The 17,875-nt window shown below is 46.2% G+C and carries 20 protein-coding genes; 9 read left to right on the top strand and 11 right to left on the bottom strand.

All coding sequences use genetic code 11. The annotated features are described in order from the left end of the window. The coding region (locus QUB56_RS02485) for a hypothetical protein (RefSeq protein WP_332952864.1) at window positions 1-675 on the top strand (675 nt) is incomplete at its 5' end. 427 nt (window positions 676-1,102) lie between these two features. Here the strand turns inward: QUB56_RS02485 and QUB56_RS02480 are convergent. Both QUB56_RS02480 and ntcA read right to left on the bottom strand, forming a co-directional pair. Further along, window positions 1,103-2,791 (bottom strand): DUF3084 domain-containing protein, encoded by a 1,689-nt coding sequence (locus QUB56_RS02480; RefSeq protein ID WP_332952862.1) that lies wholly within the window; start codon window positions 2,789-2,791, stop codon window positions 1,103-1,105. 77 nt (window positions 2,792-2,868) lie between these two features. Then, window positions 2,869-3,534, bottom strand: coding sequence for a global nitrogen regulator NtcA (gene ntcA, locus QUB56_RS02475; RefSeq protein ID WP_006634020.1), 666 nt, complete (start codon window positions 3,532-3,534; stop codon window positions 2,869-2,871). Between the two features lie 329 nt (window positions 3,535-3,863). Between ntcA and fabI the strand changes: the two genes are divergently transcribed. Continuing rightward, window positions 3,864-4,640 (top strand): enoyl-ACP reductase FabI, encoded by a 777-nt coding sequence (gene fabI, locus QUB56_RS02470; RefSeq protein WP_332952860.1) that lies wholly within the window; start codon window positions 3,864-3,866, stop codon window positions 4,638-4,640. Window positions 4,641-4,847: 207 nt separating this feature from the next. Next, entirely contained in the window at window positions 4,848-5,486 is a 639-nt protein-coding gene (hisB, locus tag QUB56_RS02465; RefSeq protein WP_332953108.1) for an imidazoleglycerol-phosphate dehydratase HisB, read from the top strand. 357 nt (window positions 5,487-5,843) lie between these two features. Here the strand turns inward: hisB and QUB56_RS02460 are convergent, their stop codons facing one another. Continuing rightward, entirely contained in the window at window positions 5,844-7,019 is a 1,176-nt protein-coding gene (locus tag QUB56_RS02460; RefSeq protein ID WP_332952859.1) for a DNA cytosine methyltransferase, read from the bottom strand. A 528-nt stretch (window positions 7,020-7,547) separates the two neighbouring features. Continuing rightward, on the bottom strand, window positions 7,548-10,757 hold the full coding sequence (locus tag QUB56_RS02455) for a glycoside hydrolase family 15 protein (protein ID WP_332952858.1): 3,210 nt from the start codon (window positions 10,755-10,757) through the stop codon (window positions 7,548-7,550). 111 nt (window positions 10,758-10,868) lie between these two features. On the opposite strand from QUB56_RS02455, the gene QUB56_RS02450 reads away from it, so the two are divergent. Next, window positions 10,869-11,006, top strand: a complete 138-nt coding sequence (locus tag QUB56_RS02450; protein ID WP_332952857.1) for a hypothetical protein — start codon at window positions 10,869-10,871, stop codon at window positions 11,004-11,006. A gap of 200 nt (window positions 11,007-11,206) precedes the next feature. Next, window positions 11,207-11,938, top strand: a complete 732-nt coding sequence (locus QUB56_RS02445) for a WecB/TagA/CpsF family glycosyltransferase (RefSeq protein ID WP_445243301.1) — start codon at window positions 11,207-11,209, stop codon at window positions 11,936-11,938. Between the two features lie 90 nt (window positions 11,939-12,028). Here QUB56_RS02445 and QUB56_RS02440 read toward each other — a convergent pair whose 3' ends face one another. From QUB56_RS02440 to QUB56_RS02430, 4 genes are all read right to left on the bottom strand, one after another. After that, window positions 12,029-12,184, bottom strand: a complete 156-nt coding sequence (locus QUB56_RS02440) for a hypothetical protein (RefSeq protein WP_332953123.1) — start codon at window positions 12,182-12,184, stop codon at window positions 12,029-12,031. A 52-nt stretch (window positions 12,185-12,236) separates the two neighbouring features. Next, on the bottom strand, window positions 12,237-12,452 hold the full coding sequence (locus QUB56_RS37080) for a zinc ribbon domain-containing protein (protein WP_445243299.1): 216 nt from the start codon (window positions 12,450-12,452) through the stop codon (window positions 12,237-12,239). Window positions 12,453-12,854: 402 nt separating this feature from the next. Next, entirely contained in the window at window positions 12,855-13,253 is a 399-nt protein-coding gene (locus QUB56_RS02435) for a transcriptional regulator (RefSeq protein ID WP_332952854.1), read from the bottom strand. A gap of 100 nt (window positions 13,254-13,353) precedes the next feature. Continuing rightward, complete coding sequence (locus QUB56_RS02430) at window positions 13,354-13,683, bottom strand: type II toxin-antitoxin system HigB family toxin (protein WP_332952849.1); 330 nt, start codon at window positions 13,681-13,683, stop codon at window positions 13,354-13,356. A 205-nt stretch (window positions 13,684-13,888) separates the two neighbouring features. Here QUB56_RS02430 and QUB56_RS02425 point away from each other — a divergent pair, with 205 nt between their 5' ends. The 3 genes from QUB56_RS02425 (at window position 13,889) to grxD (ending at window position 15,340) form a co-directional block, all read left to right on the top strand. Next, window positions 13,889-14,512 (top strand): hypothetical protein, encoded by a 624-nt coding sequence (locus QUB56_RS02425; RefSeq protein WP_332952847.1) that lies wholly within the window; start codon window positions 13,889-13,891, stop codon window positions 14,510-14,512. Between the two features lie 42 nt (window positions 14,513-14,554). After that, entirely contained in the window at window positions 14,555-14,815 is a 261-nt protein-coding gene (locus QUB56_RS02420; RefSeq protein WP_332952846.1) for a BolA family transcriptional regulator, read from the top strand. Between the two features lie 201 nt (window positions 14,816-15,016). Continuing rightward, window positions 15,017-15,340 (top strand): Grx4 family monothiol glutaredoxin, encoded by a 324-nt coding sequence (gene grxD / locus QUB56_RS02415; RefSeq protein WP_332952843.1) that lies wholly within the window; start codon window positions 15,017-15,019, stop codon window positions 15,338-15,340. Between the two features lie 322 nt (window positions 15,341-15,662). Here the strand turns inward: grxD and QUB56_RS02410 are convergent, their stop codons facing one another. Continuing rightward, window positions 15,663-15,911 (bottom strand): DUF6761 family protein, encoded by a 249-nt coding sequence (locus QUB56_RS02410; protein WP_332952841.1) that lies wholly within the window; start codon window positions 15,909-15,911, stop codon window positions 15,663-15,665. Between the two features lie 144 nt (window positions 15,912-16,055). Next, entirely contained in the window at window positions 16,056-16,280 is a 225-nt protein-coding gene (locus QUB56_RS02405) for a hypothetical protein (RefSeq protein WP_332952839.1), read from the bottom strand. A 227-nt stretch (window positions 16,281-16,507) separates the two neighbouring features. On the opposite strand from QUB56_RS02405, the gene QUB56_RS02400 reads away from it, so the two are divergent. Next, window positions 16,508-17,242 (top strand): response regulator transcription factor, encoded by a 735-nt coding sequence (locus tag QUB56_RS02400; RefSeq protein WP_332952837.1) that lies wholly within the window; start codon window positions 16,508-16,510, stop codon window positions 17,240-17,242. A gap of 70 nt (window positions 17,243-17,312) precedes the next feature. On the opposite strand, the gene QUB56_RS02395 is transcribed toward QUB56_RS02400, so the two are convergent. Next, on the bottom strand, window positions 17,313-17,792 hold the full coding sequence (locus QUB56_RS02395) for a 4a-hydroxytetrahydrobiopterin dehydratase (RefSeq protein ID WP_332952836.1): 480 nt from the start codon (window positions 17,790-17,792) through the stop codon (window positions 17,313-17,315). Between the last annotated feature and the right edge of the window lie 83 nt (window positions 17,793-17,875).

Here is a 17,875-nt window from a genome sequence, read left to right as displayed (position 1 = left end):
CATCTGTATGATGCAAAGAATCTTCAAATTCCATCAGCTAGAGAGCGTTTTCGTACCGAGAGAGGATTGGCTGTGGCAATTTTTGATAACGAGCTGCATGGCTTACCCCCTGAATTAATGAAAATTGTTAGACCATGCCCAAGGGGAAGTAGGATAAACCCGCTTTCTTATGAGCCAGGTGGCAGTGACGTAGTAGTCGCTTATAGTCTCGGTGATGCTATTTTGTATGACTGGATTAAGGATGTTGAGCGGTACATTAGCTCATTCGATAAATCCAACCCGGAGTTCCATTTACACATTCAATCAATATATGGGCGTTTTTGTGAAGATAAGAGCGAGCGCGGGTTTGGTGTGTTTTTGCCAATATGGTATCGTGACAGGGATGGAGCTTTTAAGGATGCTATTAAAGCTTGCTTGAAAAGATATCAAACACAGATGAATATTGGCCACAAAACATTGCATGAAGAAGCCAAGAACTATTGGAAAACTACTTATGGTCTTTCCGATCAAGAAGTTGAAAATTTGCCGACGCTTTACAAGCAGCACAAGCAGTATATGGAGGAAAAGAGAAAGGATGCCATGAAAGCTCGCTGGGAAAGATATCAAAGAAAGATGGATATGCGCAAAACATTGTATGAAAAAGTAAGCCAAGAATCATGGGACGACGACTTATGATCTTTCCGAGCAAGCGCCCAGGTGTACGCAAGTTGTACGATCGACAAACTCAAAAATATACTGTTACAATAATTATTACAAATGCTATGAATTGAGCAAAATTTTGTTCTGTGATGTCAATATCTCAGGGTTCGATTCTTAGTTTCTTTATTTGCCTTCTTAGCGGTGCGGTGCGTCGCTGTGAGATTGTTGGTGGTGCTTCCCGATTTTTGGTGGCGGCACACCCTACTAATTGGGTATGGTGCGTCGCTGTGAGATTGTTGGTGGTGCTTCCCGATTTTTGGTGGCGGCGCACCCTACGAATGATGTTATATGGCCGCACGGATTCCCATTATTTAATGATATGTCAAGGGCGCGAAAAAGTCAAGCAAAATTGCGGTTCGATCGCCCAAAATTTTTGCTCAAATTCGATATATCGATCCAGAGTTTATTTAAGTTTCAAATCTCCTGAGCTTTGTTTTTGTTCTCCGGTGCGGAAAACAACGGCTCCGTTTTCACGAGCAACTAAATCTATTTTAAGCGGTCCGGCAATGTAAGTGACATCTGCGGCGATCGCCTGAACGTCCAGCGGTTTATCGTACTGCTGCAACCGATCGATAAAACCAGCTAAAGTTTCCACCCGATTGTCGGCCACTTGGACTCTACCGCCGACAACGCCGATCAGGCGAGCGCGAAATTGACAAGCTTCTATCAATTGCAGCAACTGCTGCCGCACCTGTTCGTCGGTCAAAGTCACCGGATCGACAGCAACCCCTGCAATCACATCTCCAGCCCGGAACACAACTCGATTGATTTCTGCTTCGGCAAATACCTTAATTAGCTTTTCTTCCCGCAGGTAATTAGCGCCCGCAACAATTCGCACCACGTAGTCTTGACCATCTTTAATCTGACTAATTAGTTGATCGATTTCTGCTTTAGTAATTTGAATAACCTGCTCTCTAACCTTTGTATTTTCCGGCTGCATCAGTCCGACGGTGGTTTTATTTGCTTCTTGCAAAAGTCGATCGATCGCGCGACTTGCCATAGCGGGTTCGATAATGCGAACGACGCCAGCAGCTAAAATTTGACCGCGCCTGATAGCAACTGTACCCTCGCGGATTGCCTGAAAGTCCCGTTCCAAAACTTGCACTTGCTGCTGCAATAAAGCTTGTTGCTGTTCGAGTTGAGCTTGTTGCTGTGCCAAGGTTTCTAAGAGTGCTTCCCTCTCGGCAATTACCTTGTCGCGCTCGACAATTATTCGATCGCGCTCGGCGAGATTTTGCACCCGCTGGGCAATCTCCTTGTCCCGCTGGGCAATTAGTTCGTTGCGATCGACAATTTCCTTATCCCGCTGGGCAATTTCTGCCTCTCGCTTGGCAATTTCTCGATCGCGCTGGGCAATTTGAGTTTTTACCTGCTCACGCTGCTCGATTAACTGTTGGCGTTCCTCTTGCAGTTGGGCGATTTCCGATCCTAAAGTCGTTTTTTGAGCAGAAACTGTTTTCAATTGGTTCTCGGTGCGATCGAGCTGAGCTTTTGTAGTCGATCGGGCCGTTTCAACCAGTTTCAATTGTGCTTCGGTGCGGGATTTAGCCGCTTCCACACTGCTGAGCTGTTCTTCTGTCTGAGATTTAGCCGCTTCTACCTGACTTAACTGCTGTTCAGTTTTAGACTTGGCTGCTTGCACGCTGTTAAGCTGGGCCCGCAGCGAGTTTAATTTTGTTTGCGTCCGAGCTTGCTCGGCATTAGCAGCTTGGAGGGATTGATTAATTTGCTCTAAATTGGCTCTAGCTTGCGCTTGAGCGGCCAAAGCAAGAGCTAATTCAGATTCAACTCGATTTTTTTCTTGAGTAGCCTGGTCGATTTCTCTGCGGGCGTTGTTGAGTCTTTTTTGAATCTCGTCTATTCTAAAAACTCCCGTTCGCAGCGGCTTGCTAGTAGCAAACAAAATGCCCAGAGTCAGTGCTGACAAGATGCTGCCGGCCATAACTGTGACAACAACAGCAGTATCGCGGGGGCGAAGCTTGAACAAACTCAACCTTGCCTTACCGACTTTCGTCCCAAGGCGATCGCTGACAGTGGCGATCACACCCCCCAACACTAAAATTACAAATACCAGGATGTATCCAGCAGTCATTCCGATTTTAGATTTTGGATTTTGGATTTTGGATTGAATCTAAAATCCAAAATCCAAAATCCGATACTTTCTCGGCATCAAGTGAATTGCTGGCTTAAAGCCACCGGGTTGTGGACTGTGATCTTTTTCTTGTGGATCGAGATCATTGTTTCTTGCCTGAGATCCCCGAGCAAACGAGTCACCGTTACCCGCGTCGAGCCGATCGCTTCGGCTATCGCCTGGTGGGACAGCTTCAAATCAATCGTAATCCCCTCCGTACCGGGTACGCCAAAGTCCCGGCACAGAATCAGCAAAAAGCTGACGAGTCTCGAACCCATATCTCGGTGAGCCAGCGTTTCGATCATCATCTCGGTTTGCAAAATCCGAGACGACAGTCCCCGCAGCATCACCATCGACAGTTCCGGGTCTTCCTTGAGCGCTTTCTCGACTTGTTCGATCGGCAACGAGATCAATTCCACCGGCGTAAAGGCTACCGCGTGGTAAAACCTGTCCGACCGGTGTCCCGTAATCAGAGACAGCACCCCAAATACGCTATTTTCGCGTAGGAGGGCGACTGTAATTTCTTCCCCTGCTTCGTACACCCGGGAGAGCTTCACAGCACCTCTAATGAGAACGTAGACGCGCTCAGCCGGGTCTCCAGGGAAAAAAATTGTCTTGCCCCGTTCAAAGGTTTCCACAATGGGTGGAAACGCCCCGCCGCTGATTTGGCGGAACACGGCTGCTAGCGGTCTATCATGCGTCACGACTAGATCCTTTGTACTAATCAATACTTTATAACTTGTCGATTAACCTTATTGAGTAAATATACTGTCCAACCTCCAATATCCTGGGATTCTGTTACTTCCATCTAATATTAAGGTAAACACAGGCTGTATGATTAAATCTAGCCCTTCTCTTAACTTTTTCAATTCCGCCTCCATGTAGCTCCACAGCCAAATTAATATCAATTGTGTCTCAATTGTGTCTCAATTGTGTCTCAATCAGTTAAATCTGAATCAGTTGTGTCTAAACTGGCGGGGTTGTCGCATAAAGCCAATGAGAACGGTGCTAGTTGCTTCTAGAAGAAATACAGATGATAGATTTGACCGGAAAAAATGCTCTTGTTACGGGCATTGCCAACAATCGCTCGATCGCCTGGGGCATCGCTCAGCAGCTCCACAAAGCTGGGGCCAATCTCGGCATAACATATTTGAAGGACGAGAAAGGCAAGCACGAGCGCAAAGTCGCTGAACTGGTGGAACCGCTCAATCCCAGTCTGTATCTGCCCTGCAATGTCCAAGACGAGAGCGAAATTGAGTCTACTTTTCAAACCATCGCCGACAAGTGGGGCAAGTTAGATATCATGATCCACTGTCTGGCCTATGCCGGCAAGGACGAACTTTCGGGAGATTTCACCAACACCTCGCGCCAAGGTTTCTCCAATGCTTTAGATATTAGCGCTTACTCGCTGGTACGGCTTTGTGCAGCAGCTAAACCGCTGATGGCCGAGGGTGGCAGTATTGTAACCCTGACTTATTTGGGCGGCGTCCGGGTTGTTCCTAATTATAATGTGATGGGAATTGCTAAGGCGGCTTTGGAAATGAATGTTCGCTATTTGGCTGCTGAACTGGGCCCGTTAAATATTCGGGTAAATGCGATTTCTTCTGGCCCGATTCGGACTCTGGCATCCTCAGCAGTTGGCGGTATTCTGGACATGATCCACCACGTTGAGGAAGTGGCGCCGCTGCGGCGGACGGTGACTCAGCAGGAAGTGGGAAATGCTGCGGCTTTTCTGTGCAGCAATCTCGCTAGCGGGATTACCGGTCAAGTTTTGTATGTCGATGCCGGTTACGAAATCATGGGAATGTAGGAGTTGTCGAGAATTTTGAGTTATGTAGGGGCGGGTTGAGACAATAAACTTTAACTATAAAAAGTAAGTTTTATGCAAAACCGGCCCCTTTCGAGAAATTTGAGTTTTGCATAATTCTCTTACCTAAACACTTGAGAATTAGCGCCGATCGAGCTGTAATCTTCAATTACTAATTATCAATAACTTATGAATGACCCATTGCGAATTATGGAGATAATAGATCGCCCTTCTGTGCCCCCTGCAAGTTCAGTTCCACCAGCTAGGGCTGCCTTGGTGAAACGCACGACACTGGAAACGGATGTCACGGCCAGCCTCAATCTCGACGGTGTGGGAACTTGCAAGGCGTCTACGGGGATTCCGTTTTTAGACCATATGTTGCACCAGATTGCTTCTCACGGATTGATCGATTTGGACGTGCAGGCGATCGGGGATTTGGAGATTGACGACCACCACACGAACGAAGATGTGGGAATTACCTTAGGCCAAGCCCTAGCAAAAGCTGTCGGGGATCGATCGGGCATTTCTCGCTTCGGACATTTCATCGCACCTTTGGATGAAGCTTTAATAGAAGTAGTGCTAGACTTTTCGGGACGGCCTCACTTGAGCTACAACTTGCAGATTCCCAACCAGCGGATCGGCACTTACGATACCGAATTAGTGAAAGAGTTTTTTTCGGCGGTGGTGAACCACTGTCAAATGACGCTCCATATTCGACAGTTGCAGGGGGGAAATTCTCATCACATTGTGGAAGCGGCGTTTAAAGCATTTGCGCGGGCGATGCGGATGGCGGTGGAAATCGACCCGCGGCGCGCTACTGGGATTCCGAGTTCTAAAGGAGTTTTGTAGTATGTGGTTTGTAGTAGCGTTTGGGCGCTACTACGAATTATCCTCCTCTCCTACAAATCAAAACCGCTGTAAGTAGGCTGCACGAAAAAACCACAATATCTTGTAGATGCGGGTTTAGCCAGGATCTATGATATAGCCTTTCTCAGATAGATGAGGTACAAATTTAGATTTTAGATTTGATTATACTCGTTACCAGGCTCTTCCTGGTAACGCATATCCGGAGGAAGAGCCTCCATAGTCTGGCCCGAGGCAGAGCAAGAGTGAAATCGGTTAAGAGGCTCTTCCTGGTAACCAGTTAACCAGTTATTGAAACTGATGCGAGGATTGCTATATCTGCAAGTTAAATTAAAGTCTTAGTTATGCCAACAGGGAAAGTTGCTCAAATATTTCTCGCCCTTGGACTCGATCGCCTTTGATTATCTGGTAAAGATATTGACCTATAGCCTCTCCCAATAATACCGGAACTGCATTCCCAATTTGCCGATATTTAGAAGCAGTTGAGCCATAAAAAACCCAGTCATCTGGAAACGTCTGAATTCGCGCGCACTCCCTTACACTCAAAGGACGCAATTCATCGGGATGACACATATCTGTAGCCTTTTGATGGGGACTCGTTGTGACAGTAGGCGACGGTTTATCCCATGCCAAGCGCCGATAAAAACCAACTTTACCGCCTTCAGATTTATAAGCTCCTCCCATTGCTTCCTGCTGTAATTCGCTGGGTAGATGCCTCCAGTTTTGACCTGCTGTTAACAGGCGCAGATACTTGAGGCGACTTTCTGAATAAGGGACAAATTCTGGCTGAGAATCTACTAAATCCTTTAATCCCTCTCTAAGAGTCAGCCATTTTGGTTGTTTTGCATTACATTCCTGGCTGTGATTGGGCAGCGGCAAAGTAACTGAATCATCACCTTTATAACCAATAAAAATTACTCTTTCTCTAACTTGAGGAACGCCGTAATCAGCAGTATTGAGCAAATCATACACAACTTCATAACCAATGCGTTTCATCTCTGCCAAAATTACTTGTAAAGCTGCACCTGGCATCTCATCAGGTTCTAATTGCGGGAAACCTAAACCTCTGCGAGCGTGAGGTCGGTGTCGAATCGGAGCTGACAGCAACCCCTTAACATTTTCCATAATAAAAAAGCGCGGTTGGATTTCGTCAACAATGCGTATGAAATCCATAAATAAGCTGCCGCGCGGATCGCCTACAGACCCGCGTTTTCCGGCTGTGCTGAAGGATTGGCACGGCGGGCCACCAGTCACTAAATCTACTCGATCGGCACGCAAAGGTCTATCTAAACCTAAGATTTGTCCGCCTTCTTCTAATAGAGTTTTGGCGCTGACTTCGCAAATATCTCTCGGTACAGCACATCGAGATAAATGAGGACGATTTAGAGAGATAGTTTTGGTAGCATCAGGTTCTATTTCTACTAAACTTACTGTCTGAATTCCTGCTTTTTCTAGACCTAAATCTAAACCGTATGCTCCAGCAAAGAGGCTAATACTTATCGGTTTGTTATTAATCACAGATGGGAACCTCAAAACTAAGTATTGCTGGCATTATTTTATTGAAAATATTCAATTGACTGGTTAACTATAGCAATTGGAGCCTGATTTGTGAAGGTTTTTTTAAATGAACCCCACAAGGCGCAGAGGAAGAAAAAAGAGAGAAAATAAGAGAAGATAAAGCAGATTTCACGTTGATGAAGTACACCCGTGAAGCGATCGCTGTAGGGAAACGGCACTGCCGTGTCCTCTATCGAAAGCTATGTACCTCACTTACCTACAAAATGCTATAAAGCACAGGACTTACGCAGGAGTCAATCGATTTTAGATTTGAGATTTGAGATTTTAGATTGACCCCACGGATAAATGCTCTTTCTTGAGGATTTTCGAAAATCGATTTTGGATTGATTCCACGGATAAATCACGTGGCGGGTACCACCTTTGAAATTCTTGGTCAAAAATTTACGACTCCTGCAAGGATTGCTATATATGTAGGGTACGCCACAAGCACCTTACCGCTAAAATCTCAAATCGGAATTCCCACTCCATCTATCCCAACTTTGTCAAGAATCGGAAAGCATCCAGTACGTGACTCGCGCAAACGTAAGGCGAAGTATTGTAAAAAGCTTGCCAAGCCGCCGCTTTATCTTCGTCGTATTTATCCGCTCTTTCCGGGTATTTTCCTCGCCAATTCAGCCGCACTGCGTGGCCTACCAACACATCTAAAACGATGTATTCTTCTACCTTCAATTCGGGGTTGCGCTGAGTAATTGCGGCCAACTCCATCAGCGCCTCAATATTGACTTGTCGGTATTCTGGTGCCACAATTTTATTCAGCAAATGCTCGATTTGTAGCGCAAAATTCTTTTCCCCTGGCGTCATTTCCGATAAAATTATATCGCTGTCCAAGCGGTTTCTGCGCTCTAATTTGTCGCCGATTATCAACCCTTTGCAGTGCCGCAGCAGTCCCCACACACTCGGATAAAAATCCTTCGGTACGCGATTAACTGCCCCTTCCATCTGCCGCTTCCGGCGCCATCCTCCCCCAGGCATTGTTGGTTCTTCTGAAACTGGGGCTACTACCCATTCAATATCTTTTTCCGGCTGTTTGACGCGCAGGGATTCTTGCTGTTTGAGGATTTGATTCATTTCCTCGTATTCTGCCAACACTTGGCGCAGGCGATTTTTGATTTCAAAGGGACTTAGCTGCATTAAATATTCGTAAGCTTCATTTTGCGTAACTTGCAACTCGCGGGCTAATTCGCTTGTTAAGAGCAAAATAAAGTAGCTTACTCTCAGCGTCAGCAGGCCTTTAAATAACTGCGGTTCGGCTTTAATTAGCAAGCCTAGGTAGATGAGAACTTCTTGAGTTAGGACTCGATCGCGAATATCTTCTCCGCAGAATTGGCGAATTTTGTCCATCACTTCTGTGTAAGATCCGGGTCTCGAAATTATCGAATCTTCGCTGTAAGCTTTCCCCACAGCAATCTGTTTTTGCCGCACCAAAATGTCTGTTACCGCATCGGATAAGCTGATATCAACCTTGTCCAGCAAACCTGCGGCATGGCGGATGACTGCCCATTGGATTTTCGCTTGCGAACTTTCTCCAGCTTTTGTATAAACTTCGTTGAGCAAATCCACAACTTGTACTGTTTCTTCCGCACCTCCAAATCCTGTATCAAAATTTAATCCTTTGAGGCGAACTAGCGTGTGCAGCAACTCAATTTGTTCGTACAAGTTTTCTGAATCGCGCAGGCTGTTTAGCAAGAATTGAGTATTAGTTTCGCACTCTAATTTAAATTCTTGCGTGTGACCCAAAGGCCAAGTTTTTTCAGGATTGTAAGTTAGATAGCTGCGCGTTTCTACTGCACCTGTCACCGGAGATTCGGTAAATTCAAAATCGTGCATGAAATCAATTCTCTCTGTGCCAGCAGTCAGCATTAACTGCTTGAGATTTCCGAGTTTAACTGGCGTGTTTTTGCAGTGTCCGTCCCGGAGTTCCTTCATTAATTCTAACAACGCTTCCCGGCCAGTTTCCAGCATCGTGTGAGTCAGCATCAGCGTTACCGTAGGGCGTCCCAACTGATACCAGTGGCGGTGAATGTGAGCTATTTCGCTTTTGATTTTAGCTACTAGGAAATGGTAATCTAGAGTTAGGTAAAATTCTTGTCTGTCCAAAAAGGAGGGGAGAAATACGATCGCCTCATCGCGAATTTTAAACACCCGAGAAGTTGTTAAACTCCGCAGACGCCGCACGGGGCGGCCGGTTAAACCTAATGGGTCGTTGCGTCCAATTTGCGTGTAAATAGCTGATAATTCTTTAGTCTGGCGGACTTGAATTGGTTCTACCTGTTTTGAGGTTTGAGCCGCAATGCCGTTAGTGGCTAATTCTGCTTGCAAATCTTCGTCTTCAGCTAACAGTGCAATTTGCACTAAAGGTTCTCTGTGCGGGCCCACTGACAAATGCCTTCCCAGGGGGTCGATATCGCCCACTGCGATTAATCCTTCATTTAGCAATTGACCGAGAAAATACAAACTTTGCGCCCAAACTAAGGGAATATTTTCATTGGGTAAGCGCTGCTGGCTGCGGGGATTTAGCTTTTCTGCTTCTATATTTTCGGCGGGAACGTAGTACAATTCGGGTAGCAGCGGCAAACCAGAGCGATCGACTGCTAGAGATTCCAAACGCTGCTGGTACTCTTGCACTTGGGCTTGATTTCCCTGAAATATGCCGTCCAAGAACAAATAAGTAAAAAATAGCGGCCACTCGCATTCAATGTGCTCGAACTGCCTTAATTCTGTGGGTTCGTAGTGCAGGCGATCCGCATCTTCCAAAACTGTTTGGTGTCCGTCCCGCAGAAACCGCTTGCAGCCGTAATTTCCTTGCAATTTGTCAATAATCTTATTCCGAGTCCGTTCTATTAATTCTCGATCTTCAACAGCGAAAGCCGGAAAACTAATCACGCTCAATAAAGCGGCATCTACTTCTTTTGAACTAGATTCGCGAGGCAAAAGCGATTCCAAAGTTACCCGGCTTCTAGCAATTTCGTCTGGCAAAACGTGAATTACTGATGCTTGAGAACCTTGAATTCCGAACAAATCCAACCCATTTATTGCTTCCAGCGCTGCTTTTGCCATGCCAACTGAACTGGCGTTCAATTCTGCATTGCCGCGATTGATTTTATGACCTCTTTCCCAAATTCCGTAATCCGGCGTGCGGTAGGCTCTACCGATGTAGTAAACTAAATTTTGCACGAAATTGACTTCATCTATTGTAAAAATTACGTGCAACCCGGAAGCCGTCATTTGAGCAAGAATTAATAAGTATATAGATGTAGCGTCTAACTGTAAATGTCCCCACTTGTCATCACCGACAACAATACTTCCAGTTTGAGTATTGTATTTAGCGTGCAGGGCATCGAGCGGCGACTGAGTATTTTTAAAACGTTCTACTTTGTTCGATTGCTGCATCTGAGCAAACAGCAAGCCGCGCATGAGTTTGACTGTGCTGTGTTCGAGTTCAAATGTTCTGCCCCGATCGCCATCAATTTTGCGGTAAGCTAAACCCAAACCCCAAACTGCTAGAATGCTGTACACGTTGTCGCGCACCCAGGCATCGGTGTAGTCGCCGTGAGCGTTAACGGCGGTACTCGCCGGCAGCAAACCGGTAATTGGGTTCTGGCGCTTGAGGATGATGGTTTTGATTTGCTGGTAGTAATAATCTAACCTGCTTTGCCGCTGAGTTGTTGCGATCGCCATTTCGTTTTCCTTCTTTTTCCTGATGCGCGCAGAATTGCGGTGAATAGACTTTTAAATATATCCGATATGAGATCATTTTTCAAGTTCTGCAAACACAAAAAGGTAATTGCCATGTCTAGCCGCCACAAAAATAACAACAGCGTTCCTTTCGTGAAAGTTGTCTACTCTAGAGTGAAGATTAATGGTAAATTTGAGCTAGTACCGATGGAATGGTACGCCGACGGCTCTGTAAAAAAAATCGAACACTAAAGCTCGATCGCACTTTACAGGAAAACTCTAAGAGACTAGCACGCCGCGTACCCAAAACTCCGTTTCTGGCCCGCTCCATGATGACTTAACAGACTATTGGTGGCCCAAACTGGTTTTTGCGTCCAAAACTGATCTAACATTGCTCCCCAATCTAAGCTAATGTAAATAACTAAATGTGTAGCAATATCAAACCAAAAAAAATGCAGCGATCGCGCCCGCAATTTTCAGTGCTGGGATTACCAGTTCACATATTAGATGATTATGCAGGTTGGCTGATGGAGCGCCTGCATCAAGGGTTAGGAAGTCACGTCGTGACTCTGAATTCTGAAATGGCAATGCAAGCTGAGGAAAATCCGGCTTTAGCAGATGTAATCCGAAAAGCGGAACTCGTGATACCCGACGGTTCGGGAGTGGTGATGTACTTGCGAATGCGCGGCCAACAGGTGCAGCGGTATCCGGGGATTGAATTAGCAGAATCTCTGCTAATTCAATCCGGAAAATTGCCGGATTCGGAACCAGTATTTTTTTTTGGAAGCTACCCCGGAGTGGCGGCTGCGGCGGCGAAAACTTGGCAGCAAAAGGTTAACGGATTGTCGATTGCTTCTCAACACGGCTATGTTTCGGCCGAGGAAGAAAAAGAATTCTGTGAAAGCCTCAAAAAAATGCAGCCCAAACTGATTTTTGTAGGCTTAGGAGTGCCGCGCCAAGAATTTTGGATTGCCAAACACCGACACCTTTGCCCTCAGTCTATTTGGGTGGGAGTAGGCGGCAGTTTCGATATTTGGGCGGGAACAAAAACCCGGGCGCCGGCTTGGTTTCGCAACAATCATTTAGAATGGCTGTATCGGCTTTATCAAGAACCTTGGCGGTGGCGCAGGATGTTAGCTTTGCCGCACTTTGCATTGAGAGCTTTGGGGGATTTTCGAGGGTAAAACCGGTCACAATAAAATAGGTTTGTAGTGAGGACTAAATTTATCATAAAATTCCCTCGGACTTCAGTCCTCACTATGAACCAATTGCGATCAGACAATATAAGGAGAATCGATCGCGTTAGCCCGATTAATTGCCACCAATGTCTGGTAAATCAAAGCCGAAATCTCAGGGCGGGTAATGTCCCGCAGCGGCGAAAGCCGATCGCGCGCCGCATAGTTTACCTGACAAGCGTTCATGGTATTCAATTTCAAAAAGATTCAATTGCACAGGTTCCGACGAGCCGGGCCTTATCTTTTTCTATCTCTTAGCAATAGTTAACCCATAGGTTTCTCTTGCCTTTTTTCGTACATTTCTTGCTGTTTGCAAATTAGCATCGTCGATAGATCCGCCATTAGTACAAATAAACTTTTCACTGTTGCGACTCTCTCGATCGACGTGCATACACTTACTGCAAGTCTGACTGGTAGGCCGAGGATCAACCCTGTATAGTTTCTTGCCTGACTTTGCAGCCACATATTCAAGTTTTGGGTTAACGCATACCAACTAGCATCGGCGATGGAACGATAAAGCGATCGTCCGTTTTTGACAGCAGCAATTCATCGCCGCCGCGTTGTAAAATCAGTGCCAGACTTTCATCTGGGACTCCAATTCCTTGATAATTTTTGAGAGTGTCCGAGGTCGGTTGGCTTGGTTGTACTATCAGAAATATTCCTGTTTAATTTGGATGTTGATTTATCCAACATATTTATAAGCTGTCAGGGAGGTTTTAACCGTGAGGGGTTTGAAGCTGTAACTAACAGCGGTAGGGTGCAACCTAAGCACCTTACATAACTCGATTAGCCCCCCTCTCCTCGGACGAAAGTTTGTCTAGTAGCGGTTGAAACCGCCGATTTTTATTCGATCGCGGCGAGTTTTTCAGATAAACACACCAGGATTAACATTAAAAAATTCTGCCAGCGCCTTAGCTTGGGCTTTGCTAATCGCCCGTTTACCATTAACCACCTCAGAGACTACTCCTTTTGAGCCAATCACCCCCACTAAATCGGCTTGTTTTAGTTGGCGAACTTCGATGAGATGTAATAGAATATCCCGGGGACTAGCTTCGGGAATTGGGTAATATTTGGCTTCGTATTCTTCGAGCAAAAGCGCCCAGAGGCTGAGTAAAGTTTCTTCTTCTAGGGTTAATTCTTCCTGGGACATTAGGGATTCGACTTCGGCGAGGGCGAGAGCATAATCTTCTTCGTTCAAGATGGGCTTAGGCTGGGATTTCGCCAGCAGTTTGCCGTAAGCTGTTTTTTCAATTGTAATATTCATAGTTCGTTTGAGGTGGATTATTGGATTGGTGGATTGTGGATTGTGATTTTTGGGAATTTGTTGAATGTATCAGGGAATCTGCGCGAATTTCCGGATCTATTTAGGTGAAAATTTCACCTAGTTTTTGTTTGACTTCATCTCGATCGTTCCAGTTAATTTTGCTAAATTCGGCCTCGGTAAAAAACTTCTTGAAAAATATAATTTTGGTTCTAGAGTTAATTTGTACAATTAATCGATACTGATTGCCTTTAATATTAAATATGGTATATCCATAGACTTGCTCGACCGATCGCGAATATCCGTTTCGCACGAATTCTAGCCCTTGGCAATCGTTGTCTTTAATTAGCTGGTACCAGGATTCGATCGCACTTTGGGCATCCGGGTAGGATTCGATCGCACTCAGCAGATTTTTCTTAGAAATCAGTCTCATAGATCGTTTCTCAACTACACTCCTGTGTTCTCACAGCGAGAACACTCGGTCAAGTCCCTACTTGGATTGTTCCAAGAGAGGCTTTTTCGTGCCACCTTTGACATTTGAACAAAATTGGTTTACGCTTAGCCGGTTGCGATCGCCAATGGTAAGATCGGCACAAGCTAAATATTTTTTTTAAGGCGCACAGGCGCAAAGTAATTTCATGGTATACTCTGGAACTGTTTGCTGGCTTCGCTCCACTGCCCGGATTACGATCGGGGCGATCGCAGCTTTTACTCTGTTGCAACCGCTCCAAGTCCAAGCACAACAACCTTCTGCGCCAGAGAACCAACCGCAAGTTGAACCCGCAGACGACCCCACAGACCCCAACAATCTCCGCCCTCTGACGCAAGAGAGCAGCCTGCTGAGCATCCAGGGAGGTCAGCGTTTGATGACAGAAGCCAGCAGTGCTATTTCCGATCAGAATTACGCACTCGCTACTCAAAAGCTCCAAGAATCCCGCCAAATTTTCAATCAACTGTCCAACTTTTACCAACAACTGGGGAGCAGTTTTGCCGGAATTGACATTCGCTTGGCGGAAAGCCACCGCACCAAAGCTGTAGAAACAGCCCAAATGCGCGACGAAGCTACCTACCGACTGGCGTTGGTACACCGAGCACAAAATAAACCCGAACTGGCTGTGCCCCTGCTGATTCAGATTATTCGGTCGCAGCAGCCAACTCGGGACTTGGGCAAGAAAGCTTACCAGCAGTTACTGGAATTGGGTTTTGTTGATGCGCCCTATCCCCGGCCGGCCAGCGCTCAACCGCGATCGTCTAACAAATAGTTCCACTAAAATCTAAATTACAGCCGTTTATCACAGAAACCAATGGTTACACCGTCTCAAGTAACAGAAATGATTAAGGCAGGGTTGCCCGACGCTAAGGTACAAGTTGACGATTTGACGGGCGGCGGCGACCACTACCAGGCGAGAGTAGTCTCTGCCGCCTTTGAAGGAAAAAGCCGAGTACAGCAGCACCAAATGGTCTACGGCGCTCTCAAACAGGCAATGGCTAGTGAAGCCATCCACGCTTTGGGCTTGGAAACCTTAACTCCTGCAGAATGGGAAGCGAAAAGCCAAGTTGCTTAATTGTTGAGTAGCAATTGGCGATCGCAAATTTGTGCTTTTGTCAATAGTTGGTTGAGAGACAACTACTACACTTACGCACAAAACCCAAAGAAACCGGGTTTTTCCACCGGAATCTATGGCTGTAACGAGAGATTTTCGTAAAAAACCCGGTTTCTGCCTCAGTCAACGTTTAAAATTTTTCAAACACTATTAGGAGCTACCATGACTACCACAGCACATGAAAGAATTGACGAGTTGGTTAAGCAAAACAAAATCATGGTGTTTATGAAGGGCAATAAGTTAATGCCCCAATGCGGTTTCTCTAATACTGTGGTTCAAATTCTCAATACTTTGGGAGTGCCTTACGAAACTGTTGATGTTTTAGCAGACCAGGAAATTCGTCAAGGCGTTAAAGAGTATTCCAACTGGCCGACCATTCCCCAAGTTTATATCAACGGGGAGTTTATCGGCGGCTCGGATATTATGATCGAGATGTATCAAAAGGGCGAATTGCAAGAAGTTGTAGAAGTCGCTTTGGCTTCTTAAATACAAGGAAGGGAAAGGAGAAAGAATGTTTTGAGTTTGGAGTAGGGAATTTTGAGTTTTAAATTATGGGTTAAAGACTTAAAAAAATCTTAGTTCCGCACTCAAAACTTTCCCCAACTTCTAACTTTAACAACAGTAGGGCGGAGACGGCCCGCCCTGCTAAACATCAATTTTGAAACGACAGTTGGCAACTTTCTGACGGACTCTTATACCAAAACCGGGTTTTCTGATCCCTTCAATCATTCTGGTCATAGCTCTTGGTATCAAAAAAAGCCATTACCCATTACCCAATAATCAGGGGGTTATTAAACGGAATTTGGTTTTAATAGTAGTCTGATTCAGTTTGTGTCTGTGGCATGGCAAAATTGGAGGGGTCGTGAATGTAACGCGCTGCTTCTTCCTCTAGTCTGTGAATCAGATAGGGTTCCAGACTGTTGGAATGTCGCAGGGCGGCTAAATAGCCGTCTAAGTAAAGCCGCAGGTCATCGAAGCGATAACCTCTATTCCACATTTCGACGAGGGCGTCGGTGAGTTTTTGGTAGTGCCTGATTGTTTGGGTGTCTTGTAGCATGGTGTGAGGTTGAAATCCTTTGTGGTTTGTATAATGACGGCGGGATTTAGGAATGGCCTGGATTGATGCTGATTGGCTCAGCTTGAGGCTATTTCTAAATAAAAGTTTTAACCCTGCTCAACAGGCTACCCTCCATAAAAAATTTCACTCGCTGCATTGCAGTAGCTCGACTTTTTTGCCCGCACCTAGATAATCCGCCGTGCGTTTAATTGAGTCGGGATGTTGCTGAATTTTGCGGTCAAAGTGGGTGAGTCTTCCAGCTACCGAGCGAACGGTTGGAGGAATTCTAGTTTCAGTTGCGCGATTTGTCAACCTCCTATGGGTGGTGGCCCGGCGAGGGGGTTCGGCTGTGGCAGGGGGTTGGGGCATAGGCTCGATCGGCTTTACACTGTGTTATTTTCATTGTAAGCTTACCGCCAGAATGATTTAACCTTTCTGCAGGCTGACCCTCCCAACTTGACTAAATCTTTAAAATTCCTCCCATCGGTTTATTCTTCGCTTTAAATGCAGCTCATGCTTGAGTAGCGCTGGTTACAAAACCTTGACAAAAGCTCTGTTAACCTGGTAGCAATTAGTGATATGGGAAGCTCGCCTCTGTGGAATCTGCAAGTATTTCAATTGTTGAAGGGAATCCGCACCTGCGATCGCTCTTGGGCTGGCATCTACAGCAAGTCGGTCACTGGGTGCACCAGTCAGCGGATATCAGTCACGCTAGGGAAATATTTTTCAGCCGCCAGCCAACCCTAGTCATTCTCGATGCCCAACTGCCGGATGGGGACGGTTTGGAATTTTGCCACTGGCTGCAACAGCAGCAGCAGTCGCTGATTTTGATGCTGTCGGCGCGAAATTCGGAATCGGATATTGTTGAAGGTTTGAAGGCGGGCGCTGACGATTACCTGACTAAACCCTTTGGGATGCAAGAGTTTATGGCCAGGGTGGAAGCTTTGATGCGCCGCAACCGCACGATGATACCGCCGGCGACGCTGGAGTGCGGGCTGCTGAAAATTGATTTGGTGCAGCGCCGAGTCAGGTTGTACGAGGAACATATTGAGCTGACTCCCCAGGAATTTAGCCTGCTGTACGTGCTGGCTCAAGCTGGAGGGGTGCCGCTGTCGCGCTCGGATTTGCTGCGTCGCGCCTGGCCCGATGCTATTGATAACCCCCGGACCATTGACACTCACGTACTCTCTCTGCGTAAAAAAATCGAAATCGACCCGCGACAGCCGAGCCTGATTCAAACTGTGCGGAATGTCGGCTACCGACTAAATCTGGAGTTGTTGAATAATGGCCATCAAACCCATTTACCAGTGCCGAAGGCGGTGCTTTCCTAGAGTATTCAGTAGCTTATGGGAAAAAAACCAGTAGTAAGGTGGGCGGCCGGGCGCAGGCTACAAATCCTGTTCAGGTTGAGAATTGATTGGCGATCGCATCGGTTTTCGCTGCCATAATAAAGTCATTGCGGTGCAGTCCTGAAATCGTGTGAGTCCACCAAGTAACGGTAACTTTTCCCCACTCGGTTAACAAGGCGGGGTGATGTCCTTCGGTTTCTGCAATTTCACCGACGCTGTTTGTAAAGGCGATCGCACTTTTGAAATCCGGGAATTCGTAGGTGCGTTCTATTTGGGGAACGCCATTTTTTTCGATTAAATGCCAGTCAGGAACTTGAGGTTTGAGTTGGACAATTTCGTATGCTGTGACGCGGGTAGAGTTTGCGTGACAGGCGGCACAGCGTTCGTTTGATAATGGTTCCATAAATTGGGTGTTAGCGATCTGATGCTTAAAGATATTAGAGACATTTTCTACTCGCAGCAAGTCGCAGGGCGCAACGTAACTAGCAAAAGAGGTAGAGGCGATCGCGGTTGGGATCGGAAGCGATCGCACCGGTTTCCAGTTATTATAATACGGGAATCGGATTTTGAGTATGGATTTTACTACACTAAGAGTTTGTTGGTAAAGTTCATATT

The sequence above is a fragment of the Microcoleus sp. AR_TQ3_B6 genome, assembly GCF_036702785.1.
Classification (GTDB): Bacteria; Cyanobacteriota; Cyanobacteriia; order Cyanobacteriales; family Microcoleaceae; genus Microcoleus.
Note: the sequence above shows the minus strand (reverse complement) of the source record. Positions and strands in the feature narration are given on the sequence as shown.

Bases quoted from the DNA above. Each gene is read 5' to 3' on its own strand.
- QUB56_RS02430 (WP_332952849.1), bottom strand. From the start codon at position 13,683: ATGAGACTGATTTCTAAGAAAAATCTGCTGAGTGCGATCGAATCCTAC.
- QUB56_RS02410 (WP_332952841.1), bottom strand. From the start codon at position 15,911: ATGCTACAAGACACCCAAACAATCAGGCACTACCAAAAACTCACCGAC.
- QUB56_RS02455 (WP_332952858.1), bottom strand. From the start codon at position 10,757: ATGGCGATCGCAACAACTCAGCGGCAAAGCAGGTTAGATTATTACTAC.
- grxD (WP_332952843.1), top strand. From the start codon at position 15,017: ATGACTACCACAGCACATGAAAGAATTGACGAGTTGGTTAAGCAAAAC.
- QUB56_RS02420 (WP_332952846.1), top strand. From the start codon at position 14,555: ATGGTTACACCGTCTCAAGTAACAGAAATGATTAAGGCAGGGTTGCCC.
- QUB56_RS02480 (WP_332952862.1), bottom strand. From the start codon at position 2,791: ATGACTGCTGGATACATCCTGGTATTTGTAATTTTAGTGTTGGGGGGT.
- fabI (WP_332952860.1), top strand. From the start codon at position 3,864: ATGATAGATTTGACCGGAAAAAATGCTCTTGTTACGGGCATTGCCAAC.
- QUB56_RS02445 (WP_445243301.1), top strand. From the start codon at position 11,207: ATGCAGCGATCGCGCCCGCAATTTTCAGTGCTGGGATTACCAGTTCAC.
- QUB56_RS02450 (WP_332952857.1), top strand. From the start codon at position 10,869: ATGTCTAGCCGCCACAAAAATAACAACAGCGTTCCTTTCGTGAAAGTT.
- QUB56_RS02425 (WP_332952847.1), top strand. From the start codon at position 13,889: ATGGTATACTCTGGAACTGTTTGCTGGCTTCGCTCCACTGCCCGGATT.
- hisB (WP_332953108.1), top strand. From the start codon at position 4,848: ATGGAGATAATAGATCGCCCTTCTGTGCCCCCTGCAAGTTCAGTTCCA.
- QUB56_RS02435 (WP_332952854.1), bottom strand. From the start codon at position 13,253: ATGAATATTACAATTGAAAAAACAGCTTACGGCAAACTGCTGGCGAAA.
- QUB56_RS02405 (WP_332952839.1), bottom strand. From the start codon at position 16,280: ATGCCCCAACCCCCTGCCACAGCCGAACCCCCTCGCCGGGCCACCACC.